Annotated in this window: 9 protein-coding genes and 2 tRNA genes; 4 read left to right on the forward strand and 7 right to left on the reverse strand. The window is 70.4% G+C overall.

Going from position 1 to position 12,508, the window contains the following annotated elements; all coding sequences use genetic code 11:
* The first annotated feature begins 435 nt into the window (after positions 1-435).
* A complete protein-coding gene (locus HUX53_RS16715; protein ID WP_176404127.1) occupies positions 436-2,004 on the forward strand; it encodes a cyclic nucleotide-binding domain-containing protein in 1,569 nt (522 codons plus the stop codon).
* Between the two features lie 105 nt (positions 2,005-2,109).
* On the opposite strand, the gene HUX53_RS16720 is transcribed toward HUX53_RS16715, so the two are convergent.
* Positions 2,110-3,441: a HAMP domain-containing sensor histidine kinase gene (locus HUX53_RS16720; protein WP_176404128.1), complete on the reverse strand. Its 1,332-nt coding sequence runs from the start codon at positions 3,439-3,441 to the stop codon at positions 2,110-2,112.
* A 214-nt stretch (positions 3,442-3,655) separates the two neighbouring features.
* Between HUX53_RS16720 and HUX53_RS16725 the strand changes: the two genes are divergently transcribed.
* Positions 3,656-4,537 carry a LysR family transcriptional regulator gene (locus tag HUX53_RS16725; RefSeq protein ID WP_176404129.1) on the forward strand — a complete coding sequence of 294 codons (882 nt, stop codon included), beginning with the start codon at positions 3,656-3,658 and terminating at the stop codon, positions 4,535-4,537.
* Here HUX53_RS16725 and HUX53_RS16730 read toward each other — a convergent pair whose 3' ends face one another.
* From HUX53_RS16730 to HUX53_RS16740, 3 genes are all read right to left on the reverse strand, one after another.
* Positions 4,538-5,653 (reverse strand): glycerophosphodiester phosphodiesterase family protein, encoded by a 1,116-nt coding sequence (locus tag HUX53_RS16730; RefSeq protein WP_217919517.1) that lies wholly within the window; start codon positions 5,651-5,653, stop codon positions 4,538-4,540.
* A gap of 189 nt (positions 5,654-5,842) precedes the next feature.
* Positions 5,843-7,489, reverse strand: coding sequence for an adenylate/guanylate cyclase domain-containing protein (locus HUX53_RS16735; RefSeq protein ID WP_309237273.1), 1,647 nt, complete (start codon positions 7,487-7,489; stop codon positions 5,843-5,845).
* A gap of 49 nt (positions 7,490-7,538) precedes the next feature.
* Positions 7,539-8,954 carry an amino acid permease gene (locus tag HUX53_RS16740; protein ID WP_217919519.1) on the reverse strand — a complete coding sequence of 472 codons (1,416 nt, stop codon included), beginning with the start codon at positions 8,952-8,954 and terminating at the stop codon, positions 7,539-7,541.
* A gap of 282 nt (positions 8,955-9,236) precedes the next feature.
* On the opposite strand from HUX53_RS16740, the gene HUX53_RS16745 reads away from it, so the two are divergent.
* Together HUX53_RS16745 and HUX53_RS16750 are read left to right on the forward strand one after the other, a co-directional pair.
* Positions 9,237-9,314, forward strand: a tRNA-Asp gene (locus HUX53_RS16745).
* 17 nt (positions 9,315-9,331) lie between these two features.
* A tRNA-Phe gene (locus tag HUX53_RS16750) sits at positions 9,332-9,405 on the forward strand.
* Positions 9,406-9,481: 76 nt separating this feature from the next.
* Here the strand turns inward: HUX53_RS16750 and HUX53_RS16755 are convergent.
* Genes HUX53_RS16755 through HUX53_RS16765 form a run of 3 tightly spaced genes read right to left on the reverse strand, consistent with a single transcriptional unit; the run spans position 9,482 to position 12,422 of the window.
* Positions 9,482-10,831 (reverse strand): site-specific integrase, encoded by a 1,350-nt coding sequence (locus HUX53_RS16755; RefSeq protein ID WP_176404130.1) that lies wholly within the window; start codon positions 10,829-10,831, stop codon positions 9,482-9,484.
* Positions 10,831-11,013 carry a helix-turn-helix domain-containing protein gene (locus HUX53_RS16760; RefSeq protein WP_309237274.1) on the reverse strand — a complete coding sequence of 61 codons (183 nt, stop codon included), beginning with the start codon at positions 11,011-11,013 and terminating at the stop codon, positions 10,831-10,833. The genes HUX53_RS16755 and HUX53_RS16760 overlap by 1 nt, the downstream gene beginning before the upstream one ends.
* On the reverse strand, positions 11,007-12,422 hold the full coding sequence (locus HUX53_RS16765) for a replication initiator (protein ID WP_176404132.1): 1,416 nt from the start codon (positions 12,420-12,422) through the stop codon (positions 11,007-11,009). The genes HUX53_RS16760 and HUX53_RS16765 overlap by 7 nt, the downstream gene beginning before the upstream one ends.
* Positions 12,423-12,508 lie beyond the last annotated feature (86 nt).

Here is a 12,508-nt window from a genome sequence, read left to right on the forward strand (position 1 = left end):
GAAAGCACGAACGGGGAGGCCAGGAACACGAACCAATACCGGCCGCAACAACAGAGTCGCCCGCCACTTTCGGCCGATCACCGGTTGGCAGCCAAGACGATCGACGAAAGTGGAGAGCGACTCCCGGAGCCGCGCGAAAGCGCGCCGGCGGGCCTGCGCAGATACCCTGCGGAAACGCAGAAAGATCCGGGCTGACCTGCCAAAACGTTTTCTGCGGACTCACCCAGTCTAACCGCGATCTCGCGGAACGGGCTATAGGTGAAGCGACTTCGGCCACCGCGATCCGGTGCCGGACGATCCCGGGCATCGCGCAGGGAACCGAAGTCGCGATTCGAGGCATGGGGTCCCTGACATGTCAAGACAGCAGATCCATCCCCCGACCTTTGACGTCCACCCCACCAACTCCGTCCGGTCGATCGTGAGGCGGGTGTGCTGATGGGCGAACACGACCGCCGGCACGACCCGGACCAGATCGTCCTCCCGGAGACGCACGCCGTCGCTCCCCCGCCGCCACGCGGCGAGGCCGCGCACAAAGGCCTGGAGAACACGGTAGTCCAGCCGGACGGGCCGTCCAAGCGGCCCGGATTCTGGCTCTCGCTCACCACCATCGAACGGGCCGAGTTCCTCGCGACCGCGCAGGAGGTCGTGTACCCGGCCGGCGCGGTGCTGTGGGAGGAGGGGCAGGCCGCCGACCACACCATCGTGATCAAGTCCGGCACGGTGCGCGTCTGCGTGGAGCGGGACGGACGCGAGCGCATCATCGCCTTCCGCGGTCCCGGCGACATCATCGGCGAGCGCGCCGCGCTGATGCTGCGCCAACGCTCGGCGACCATCGTCGCGATGGAGCCGCTGCACGCGCTGAGCCTGACAACGCAGCAGTTCGTCACCTACCTGAGCAACCATCCGCGGGTGGTCGCCGTCCTGGAACGCGAGATGTACAACCGGCTCACCGAGCAGTCGGGTTCGATGGACGACCCACAGAACGGCGAGGTGGGCCACGCGTACTCGTATGGCCCTCCCGTCCAGTACGTCACACACCAGGCCTACGCGACGGCCTACATACCGATACCTCCGCTCTGGCCGCACTCCCCCTACGCGCCCACGCCCGCGCCACCCGCCACGCAGCACACACCACCCACTCCGTACGGCGCGTCCCCTGCGGGACACAGAACCGGACCGCATGGTGCGACCGGAAGGCAACGGCCGAGCACCCGGCGTCACGCAAGCAACCGGCACGGCACGACCGGCCCGCGTCCCATAGCCGGACCCCACACCGATGGGTGGGGCTACGTGGCGGAGACGTACGACACTTCCTGGGAGCCGCAGACTGGCCCTGCGGCGACCGTGCACGTCCCACGCCAAGGGCACATGGCGATCGCTTCGTCCGCCCCCAAAGGCGCGTCGTGGGCGGGACGGAACTGCACGATCGTGTACACCGACATCGCCGGTTTCAGTTCGCGCGTCCGTGACGAGGACGACCGGATCGAGGTGCGGCGCGCCATGTACACGGCCCTGCGGGAGTCGTTCGAGGAGTCGGGCGTGCCGTGGGACGCCTGCTACAGCGAGGACCGCGGCGACGGCGCGCTGATCGTCGTCCCGCCCGAGATGCCGACCGCCGCCGTCATCGACCCCATGATCGCCGCGCTGGGGCTGCGGCTGCGGCGGCACAACCACCGGTCGAGCGAGGCGGTCCGCATCCAGCTCAGGGTCGCCATGGACGTCGGCCCGGTGGTGCCCGATCCGCCCGGCATGTCCGGCTGGACGATCATCAACGCGGCCCGGCTCCTCGACGCCGCCCCGCTGAAGGCGAGGCTCGCCGCGACCGGCGCCGACCTCGGCGTCATCGCGTCGAGGTTCGTCTACGACTCCGTCATCGCCCACAGCCCCGGCTACGTGAACGCCGACGAATACGAGCCGATCGCCTGCAGGGTGAAGGAAACGGACATCGAAGGCTGGATCCACCTGCGCGGCCTGCCCGCACGATCCGCCATCGGACCCTTGTAACGCGCCCGCCTCCGGCCCGTCCCCGCGCGGGCCCCACACACCCCCCGCCGACCCCGCGCGCACCGATGCCGCGGGGTTTTCCGCGTCCAGCCCCAGTGCGGGCGGTCAGGCGTGGTGGTTGGGACGGTTCGGGGGATTCCGCGGAAGCCGCAGGACGAAGCGGGCACCGCGCATGCTGTCCTCGATCGTGAGGCTTCCGCCGTGCAGCCGCGCGATCTCCCGTGCGATGGGCAGGCCGAGGCCGGTGCCGCCCGGGTCGCGCGCCTTGCTGGCCTCCAGCCGGGCGAACCGCTGGAAGACGAGGTCGCGTTGCTCCTCGGCGACGCCCGCCCCGTCGTCCAGCACCTCCAGGACGGCCTGGCCGTCCGTGCGCCGGACCGTGACGTCCACTCGCGTCTCGGCGTGCCGCTCGGCGTTGTCCAGCAGGTTCGTGAAGAGGCGGACGAGCCGGAGCCGGTCGCCGCGCACCGTGACGCCCTCCTGGAGGTGCGGGACGATCCGCTTCGTCCGGTCCGATCTCGCCACCTCGATGGTGACCATGGCGCCGAGGTCGACCGTCTCGACGTCCTTCCAGGCGGCGGCGTCCAGCCGGGCCAGCTGGAGCAGGTCCGTGACGATCGCCTGGAGCCGCTCCAGGCTCTGCAGGACGCCCCGCGCCGTCCGCGGCCAGTCGACGTCGTCGGGGAAGAGGAGGGCCTCCTCGATCTGCGTGCGCGCCGCGGCGATCGGGCTGCGCAGGTCGTGGGACGCGTCGGAGGTGAAGCTGCGCTGCCGGGCCAGCGCGCCGTCGAGGCGGTCGAGCGTCGCGTTCGCGGCCTCCGCGAGCCGCCTGATCTCGTCCTGGTTCGCCGGCACCGTGACCCGGCGGCCCGACTGCTGCGCGGTGATCTCCGCGAGCTCGGCGCGGATCGCGTCCACCGGGGCGAGGGTCTGGTCGACCGTCCCCCAGGCGCGCAGGCAGGCCAGCAGGGTCACCAGCAGCGAGACGCTGACCAGCAGCATGATGAGGCCGGGGGCCACGTACCAGGGGACGGTGGGTGCGGCGGCGTAGACGAGCCAGTCCCCGCCCGGCTGGTAGACGCGGAAGCCGATCACCCACGCGCAGCGCGGCAGGTCCACCGACGAGCAGACGTTGCGGGTGGCGTACACCTGGGCCTTGGACGGGAGGAAACGGGCGATCGGCGGCCCGTCCAGCGACGGACCCGGCGTGCCCGCGATCACCGTCCGGTGCTCGTCCATGACCTGGATGACCACGCCGTCCGGCGCGCCGAGGTCGCCGCGCACCGGGCCGCGGCGCATCTCGTAGCTGATCCGCAGCGCCGCGGCCGTCGCCTGGCTGCGCTTGGTGTCGGTCTCGGAGCCGCGCACCTCCACGAGGATCAGCGTGGCCACGATGGCGCAGATCACCGCGGTGACCATTCCGGCAATGACGGTCATCCGCACCCGTATGGACCATGTGCGCCGTCCGAACACCCGACCTCCCGCAGGTGAGGTATTCACCGCTCAGCCCGGAATCAGTCCTCTGAACTGCAGTTACGCCCCCAAGAAGAGCCAAAGAAATGGTTGCCGACGGCTCCGGCCCCCGCGCGGCCGGGCCGAGCCTGGCCAGAAGCCATGGCGCTGGACCGACGTCCGGCTAGCATGGACGGTTATGGAGCTGCGCCAGCTGGAGTACTTCGTCGCGGTGACCGAAGAGGCGAGCTTCACCAAGGCCGCCGCCCGGCTGCACGTCGCCCAGCCGGGCGTCAGCGCCCAGATCCGGCAACTGGAGCGGGAGCTGGGCCAGCCGCTGCTGGACCGGTCCGGGCGGACGGTCCGGCTGACCGAGGTCGGCGCCGCCGTCCTCCCCTACGCGCGGGCGGCGCTCGCGGCCGTCCAGGGCGCGCGGCTGTCGGTGGACGAGCTGACCGGGCTGCTGCGCGGGCACGTCACGGTCGGCACCATCGACTGGATCCGGTCGCTCGACCTACCCGGCATGATCGCCGAATTCCACCGCGACCACCCGGACGTGGAGATCACGGTCATTCAGGAGGACACCGACACCCTGACCGACGGGCTCCGCACCGGACGCGTCGACCTCGCGTTCCTCAGCCTCGGCGCCGAGCCGCCCGAGGGCATCGCCACCAGGGTCGTCATCGAGCAGGACCTCTACGCCGCCGTCAACCTCGACCACCCGCTGGCGCGCCGATCCACGATCACGCTGCGGGCGCTCGGCGACGAGGCGCTGGTCAGCCTGCCAAAAGGGACCGGCGTACGGGCCGTCCTGGACACGGCGTTCGCGGACGCCGGCCTGCGCCCGCGCATCGCGTTCGAGGCCGGCGAGCCGCCCGTGCTGGCGCAGATCGCCGCGCACGGCCTCGGCGTCGCCGTCCTGCCCGAGTCCGCCGCGCGCGCTCTGCCGGACGCGCTGCACGCGATGCCGATCGTCCGGCCCCGGTTGAGCGGGCGGATCGCGCTGGCCTGGCGCGCCGAGGGGCCGCGCAGCCCGGCGGCGCGGGCGCTGACCGCCCACGCCCGCCGGCTGCTTCCCTGATCAGGCGGCCTCTGCCTGGCGCGTCCGGGGCGCCCTCAGGACGTGGCGCAGAACGTCCGGCTTGTTGGTGATGATCCCGTCCACGCCGAGGCGGACGGCCTTCTCCATGTCGCCGCGGTCGTTGAGCGTCCAGGTGAGCACGTCCATCCGGGACGCGTGCACCTTCTTGACGTAGGACGCGGTCAGATCGCCGAACGTCGGGTTGATCTGGTCGGCGTATTTGGCGAGTTTCGGCAGGTCACCGGCCTTCGGGGTGCCGAGCAGGCCGGTCGGCACCTTGGGCAGGACGGCGTGGAAGCGGCGCACCGAGCCCCAGTCGAAGGACTGCACGGCGAGGCGCCGCTCGCTCGGGTCGTGCCGGAGCCAGGACCGCTCGTGCTTCAGCGCCGCGGCGATGCGCTTCTCGATGCCCGGGTAGAGGGCCGGGCTCTTGATCTCCAGCAGCATGCCGAGCCCCTTCCCGCGCATCGCGGTCAGCACCCGGGGCAGCGTCGGGACGCGCTCGCCCTTGTACTTCGCCGCGAACCACGACCCCGCGTCCAGCTTCTCGATCTCGGCGAGGGTGAAGTCGGCGATCTTCCAGGGCTTGCGGTCGGGGTAGACGTCCTCCACGTTCGTCGTCCTGGCCAGCGTGGTGTCGTGCATGATCACGAGCTTGTGGTCCTTGGTCTCCTGGACGTCCAGCTCGAACATGTCGGCGTGCTTGGCCTTGGCCAGCTTGAACGCGGCGATCGTGTTCTCCGGCGCGTAGGCGGACGCGCCGCGGTGCGCGACGTCCACGATCCGCTCGCGCAGCGCGGTCCCGGCACGCGGCCGCGGCTCCGGCGCCCCCGACTGCGCGGCCCCCGGCTGCGAGCCGGGCTGGGCGGCACCGGGCTGTGAGCCAGGCTGGTCAGTGCCAGATTGCGCAGCGCCGGACTGGTCAGCATCGGGCTGCGCCGCGCCGGGCTGCGCGCCGGACTGCCCGCCGGCCTCCGCGCCGGGCTGGGTAGCGCCAGGCTGAGCGGCGCCGGGGCGCGGTGCGCCGGGCTGCGGGGCGATGACGGGTTCGGGACCGGGGTCGGCGGCGGCGGCCGTCGCCGGGACGACGAGGGCCGTGGTGGCCGTCACGGCCATGAGCGCGAGACGATTCCGTCGGTGCATCTGTCACCTCTCGGGAGCGGGGCTGTCCGCCCCAACCCTCGGGCCGTCCGATGACACCGGAGTTACGGGCCGGTAGCAGACCGTGTACACCCGGCGACGATACGCATCCGGCCCGTCCGGGACGGGGAGGACACGGCGCGTGGCGCCAGAACGGCGGCGACGCTACTCCGGCTCGTCCGACTTGTCCGGCATACGCGCGCTCTTGGCCGCCTTCGAGAGGACCAGCGCGCCGAGCAGCAGCCGCCGGCTCCGCCGCAGCGGGCGCGGGAACCGGACACGCCGGGCGACCCGCTCGATATCGACCCCTGCCTCGGGCGGACGGCGCGGCGTACCGAGCCGTGTCGGACGGCTCCGCCCGCGCAACGTGACAGACCGCCCGATGTCCCACTCGTCCGACTCGGCCAGATGCGCCAGGTCCAGGACGGCCGCCGAGGCCAGTACCCGCCCGCCCTCGTCCTTCGCCAGATCGCTGAGCCGCGCCGCCTCGTTCACCGGATCGCCGATCACCGTGTACTCGAACCGCTCCTCCGCGCCGATGTACCCGGCGACGACCGGGCCCGCGGACACGCCGATCCCCGCGTCCAGCATCGGCACCTCGGCGCGCAGCCGGACCGCCAGCTCGCGGGCCGCGCCGAGCGCCCCGCCGGCCGAGTCCTCCAGCTGCGTCGGCGCCCCGAAGATCGCCAGCGCCGCGTCCCCCTCGAACTTGTTGATCCAGCCGCCGTGCTTCGCGATCACCGTCACCACGACGCCGAAGAACCGGTTGAGCAGCCCGACGACCTCGTCCGGGCTCCGGGTGTCGGCGAGCCGGGTCGACCCGGTCAGGTCGACGAACAGCACCGCCACCTCGCGCGTCTCGCCGCCGAGCGTGATGTCGCCGCGCTCCAGCGCCAGGTCCGCGACCTCCTCGCCGACATGCCGGCCGAACAGGTCGCGCAGCCGCTCGTTCTCCCGCAGCCCGGCGACCATGTGGTTGAACCCGGCCTGCAGCTGCCCGACCTCGCTCGCGTCGTACACCGCGACCTCGGCGCCCAGATCGCCCCGCTCGACCTGCGCCATCCCCTTCCGGACGGCCTTGATCGGATCCGCGATCGCCCGAGTCGCCATATAGGTGACATAGACCCCGGCCAGGATCGCCACCCCGCCGAGCCCGAGGATGGTGATCGCAAGCTGCTCGACGTTGATGTCCGGCGCGGCCAGCGCGGCGATCGCGACGCAGATCAGCCCGAACACCGGGATCGCCGTCCCGAGCGCCCAAGCCAGCATCACCCGCGTCGTCACACCGGGCAGCCTGAACCTTTTCGGACGTTCCGTCCCCAACACGAGCGCAGCCGCCGGCCGCAGCAGCCGCTCCGACAGCAGGTACACGATCGTGCAGGTCGTCCCCGCACCAAGCAAACACGTCAACCCGGTCTTCACGGCCAGCCGCCCAGTGAACAGCACCAAATCGAGCACCGCCCACCCAAGGGCACCGACCGTCCACAAGGCACCGATGAGCATCGTCAACCGGAGCGGCCCCAGCAAGACGGCCCGCCGCTGCTGCCGATCAGGCTCTCCACCATCCCGGACGAACATGACGACGGGCCGCCATAGCCACAACCCCATGAGCAGCGCCACCGGAGCGGCCACCACCGGATAACTGAAGAACGCCACCGCGTTCACCATGTGGACGTAGTCGCGGTCGTCCAGCGGTGGGTCGGGCACGACGAACGTCGCGAAAAGCAGCACGACCAGCGAACCGATGACGTTCGCCACGCCGACCACGACCAGCAGGACCCAGCGCACACGGATCTCTAGCTTGCTGGTCACGCGCGCCTCCGGAGGGATGGAACCGCCATACGGGATCATCCCACGGAGGTCAGGCGCTGGCGCTCTCCACCGCCACCTTCGTCTCGGCGCCCTGCGAGTTACGCCGGACGAACGGCCACCCGATCACGATGAGCGCGACCCACGCGGCCATCACGTACAACGCGACCCGTGTATCGGCCTCCCACGCGATCGTCACCGTGACGAACACGAAGAACGCCAGCACGACCCAACTGCTGTAGGGCGCCCAAGGCATCCGGTAGTACGACCTAGGAAGCACCCCAGCCGTAGCCCGCCGCCGGTAAATCATGTGCGCGACCAGAATCACGGTCCACACCAGTAGGGCACCACCGGTCGAAACCGACGTGATGTACCCGAACGCCTTGTCCGGCACGATCGCGTTGACGACGACCCCGATTCCCATGACGAGCGCCGAAATGACGACCGTCAGTACAGGAACCCCACGCCCGTTCAACCGCGAGAGCACCTTCGGCCCATCACCGTTGACTCCGGCCGTCCTGAGCATCCTGGACGTCGAGTACAGCCCGCCCGCGTTGCACGACGACAGCGCAGCGGTCAGCACCACGAAGTTGACGATGTCGCCCCCGCCCGGAATGCCGATCTTGTCGAACGCCAACACGAACGGACTAGCGCCGCCCTTGAAGGCCGTCCACGGCACCACAGCCAGGATGACCAGCAGCGACCCGAGGTAGAACAGCGCGAACCGCAGCGGCAGCGCATTGATCGCCCGCGGAATGTTCCGCTCCGGATCCTTGGCCTCGCTGGCCGTCACACCCACCAGCTCGACACCGAGATAGGCGAACATCACCATCTGCAGCGTCATGATCGTGGCCGAGTACCCCTCGGGGAACACACCACCGTGATCCCACAGATTCCCGACCCCCGCCGTGTCGCCCGCGTCGCTGAACCCGAAGACCAGCACCCCGATCCCCACGAGGATCATCATCACGATCGCCGCGATCTTGATCGCCGCGAACCAGAACTCCAGCTCACCGAAGAGCTTCACCGAGATCAGGTTCACCACGAACAGCACGACCAACGCCACCAGCGCCGTCTGCCACTGCTCGACCCCCGGCCACCACTTCTGGATGTACTTGCCGGCCGCGGTCAGCTCCGCCATGCCGGTCGTCACCCAGATAATCCAGTACGTCCAGGTCGTGGCGTAGCCCCAGAACGGCCCCAGGAACTCCCGGGCATACCCGGCGAAACCACCCTCCGTCCGCCGGTACGTCAGCAGCTCGCCGAGCGCCCGCATGACGAAGAACAGCGCCAGCCCGGCCACCGCGTACGTCAGGATCAGGCTCGGCCCCGCCTTGGCGATGTTCTCCCCGGCCCCGAGGAACAGCCCGGTGCCGATCGTCCCCCCGATCGCCAGCATCTGGATCTGCCGCGTACCGAGCCCTCTCTGGTAGTCCTCGGCGCTCTGGTCTGGGAGCTTTGCGACCACGCCGACCTCCCTTCTAAGGCCGTCCTGACACAGAACGGCGCCACCCTCCGGTCACGCACGGTTGCGCAACCCGGACAGACTAGGACCCCAAGCCGCAAACGCGTAGCACCCGCCAGCAACCCGCATTCACCCGATGCCTCTCCGTTACCGCTCTATCCCCCGCGACCTCCCCCGTTAACGAGTTGGCGCCGCCCTCAGCCATCGCGTATGCTCTCGGACGTGCCAAACGCCGGGGCAACCGGCCAAGACACCCCTCCGAAGCCGCTAAGCTCGGAGCAGCAAGGTCCTGTGGAGCAGTTAGGAGTGCTCGCCACCCTGTCAAGGTGGAGGCCGCGGGTTCAAATCCCGTCAGGACCGCCAGACGCACCACGCGTCCTGGGCAGGTAGCTCAGTCGGTACGAGCGTCCGCCTGAAAAGCGGAAGGTCGGCGGTTCGACCCCGCCCCTGCCCACTCTCACGACCAGCCAAAAGGCCCGGAACCACACCAGGTTCCGGGCCTTTTGACAGCAACGGTGACAGCAACGGCCTCAGCCGAGCGCATCCCCCAGCTTCCGAAGCGCCGCCCGCTTCTCGTCGACGGCCGCATGAGCGTAAATCGTCATGGTCACCCCGATGTCGCTGTGACCGACGATGTCCCGGACGATGTGCGGCGGGACGCCGAGGTCCAGGAGCAGCGTGACGCAGGTGTGCCGCATGTCATGGAAGCGGACGCCGTCGAGTCCGGCCGCCGCGCGGATGCGGCCCCAGCTACGGCGAAGGTTGTCCGGCTCCATGGGAGTGCCGAGGCGGGACGGGAAGACGAGCCCGTGATCCTGCCAGTCCGGCCAAGCGTCGGCCCGTTCGGCATCCTGCTTCACCCGGTGTTCGCATAGCGCGGTGATGCACAGATCCGGGAGCGGGACCGTGCGCTTGGAGTCGACCGTCTTGGGCGGGACGAACCGCAGCGCTCCCCCGACCCGTTGCAGCGTCTGGACGACTTCGAGCGTGGCCGACTCGACACCGGATTCTGTGCACCGGCCGCACGGGTCGCCGTCGAGGGTGCCGCCCTCACCGCCGCAGGCCCGGCAGCCGACGAGCCGCACGTCTTCCCAGCGCAGCCCGAGCAACTCGCCGCGCCGCAGGCCGAGGCAGAGCGCCAGGACGTACAGGGCGTAGAGCCGTTCGTCCTGGGCCGCCTTGAGGACGTCCCGCACCTGGTCGACCGTGAGGCCCCGATTGACCCCGTATTTGGGCGTGGAGACGGTGACGAGCTTGGCGACATTGCGCGGGATGATCTCTTCCCGAACGGCCGTCTGCAGAGCGTTGCGCAGGACCGCGTGTACGAACTGGACCATGCGCGGCGACAGCCGGGAGCCGCAGCACTCACCACCCTTGAGCGAGCAGCAGCGCGGCACCTCCCGAGCGTCGTCCCAGCCGTTGCGGCAGCACTGGCACGCCTCCCGGATCCGGGTGAAGGCCAGGCGCACGTCACGAGCGGTGAGCTTGCCGAGCCGCCTATTGCCCAGTTCCGGGACCAGGTACCGGCGGACGGCCCCCTCGTATCCCTGGTACGTCTTGGGCCGCCGCTCGACCTGGACGACGTTCTTGAGCCAGTACGCCAGGTACTCCGCCACCGTCCAACTCTCGGACGAGACCGGGATGCCCTGGTCGGCCTGCTCCAGAAGCTTGGTCAGCTTCTTGCGAGCGTCATCGTGGGACCGGGCGTACCCCTGGACGCGCTTGAGGGTGCCGGCGGTGGTGGGGACGTAGGCGGCGAAGCCGTACCGGCCATCCTTGCGGAGCCAGATGCTCCCCTCACCGTTCCCCCGCTTGCTACGCCTCTTGCGGGACCGTGGCCGTTCTGGTTCGTCGGGAGTCCCGAGCGCCGTTGTGGTCATCAGGCAGCAACCTCCGAGAGCTTGTCGAGGCATTCGGCGAGGGCGTTGACGGGGACGAGGCGGCGGCGGCCGATCTTGACCGTTCGGAGCTGGTTGGAGCGGATGAGGTTGTAGAGCGTCCAGCGGCTCACGCGCAGGCGTTCGGCCGCTTCGTCGACGGTCAGGACCAGGTCGGTCAACACGTGCTCCCTAGTGGCGAGGTGGACGGGTCGAGAGGAGGCATGGGCTTACCGGTGAGGGCAGCGGTGAGCAGTGCTTCGCCGGGCGTCATCCCTTGGCCGAGGTAGCGCCAGTGCGCAATCACAAGGACCTGGTCGTCGTCGAAGGGCAGACGACCGGTCGTGATCTCGTCAGCGTGTTCGCGCTGGCTGTGTTCGATGCGTGCGGCGCGCAGGCGGCCGAGGGTGGTGGAGTAGCGGCGGGATTTGGTGGAGAAGTGGCCGCGGAAGCCGAGCATGTGGGCCCACTCGGCGAGGCGCAGCCCGGCGTATTCCTCGATTGCAGCCAGGCGCAGGCATTCGGCGATGAGCCGCCGCGCGTGGCCGGACACGGGGAGGTCGGCTAGGTCGTCGGTGGGGCGTATGCGGCGGTCGAGGGTGCCGACGCATTCGGCGGCCTTGGTGGCGTATTTGGCGATGTAGCCCGCCACCGCGCTATCCGTCAGTTCCCCCGAGGTGGTGATGGGGCGTACGTCGATCTGTGAGCCCCACACGTGCTCTGTGGCCGGGACGTCCCCGGCCGCAGGAGTCGACACCGTGACCGCGCCCGCCGCGTGGTCCACGGCCGCCTTGAGCAGGTCGAGGGACGCCCAGGCCGGAGGCGGAGCGTCGGGGCCGCCGGGTCCGTCGAGGCGGATGACCGCGTGGAAGTGGACCAGGCCGCGCCGCTGATATTCGGCGACCTTGGCGAACGAGACCGTGAGCACGTCCCGCAGGTCGGACACCCGCAGGCCCGCCGACCGCGCGACGTACCGGCGGAAGGCCAGGGTGAACCGGCGCCATAGTTCCGGGGCGTGCGCGTTCCACAGCACGGCCCCGGCGTAGTCGAAGCAATCGGGGCAGATCGGTTGCCCGAGTCGCGGGTCCCCATCGGAGTGCCGGACGGTGCAGGACACCGGCCGCCCATGCGGGCACGTCCCGCCACCCCGCCGAGGACGGCAGGCCACCACGCCCCCGCCCTTACCGGTACGCCGGGTGTGGACCGGGCCGAAGGAGGGCGCGGTCAGGGTGACGAACGCCGCCGGATGCGCCGTGACAGTGTCCGGGACGCCCTTGCCGCCGACCAGGCCCGCGCGGACGAGTTGGTAGGTGTCGGCGCGGTAGGTCTCGGCGCAGGCCGGGCATCGGGACGCGCGCCGGGTTTTGCAGGCCACCCGCAGCGCCCCGCCCGGTTCCCGCGCAGTGGAGTAGTGGCGCAGGATCTCGCCGGTCTGCGGGTCCAAGTGAGTGACGCGGCCACGCAGGTGGACCGGTTGGGCACAGCCCCCGGTGGAGTGCGCGCGGCGCGCCCAGGCCTTGAAGTCGGCCCGGTTGTACCGGTTGGCCATGTCGCGGGCTGCAACACCGGTGATGAGTGGTGCCGGGTCGGGCATGATTGGGCGGGTCTCCTCGTCCGTTTCAGGCGGGTGGTGGGATGGCCCGGCGTGGCCGCGGATGCTTGCCGGCGATAGCGGCCACG

This window comes from Actinomadura sp. BRA 177 (assembly GCF_013372625.1).
GTDB lineage: Bacteria > Actinomycetota > Actinomycetes > Streptosporangiales > Streptosporangiaceae > Spirillospora.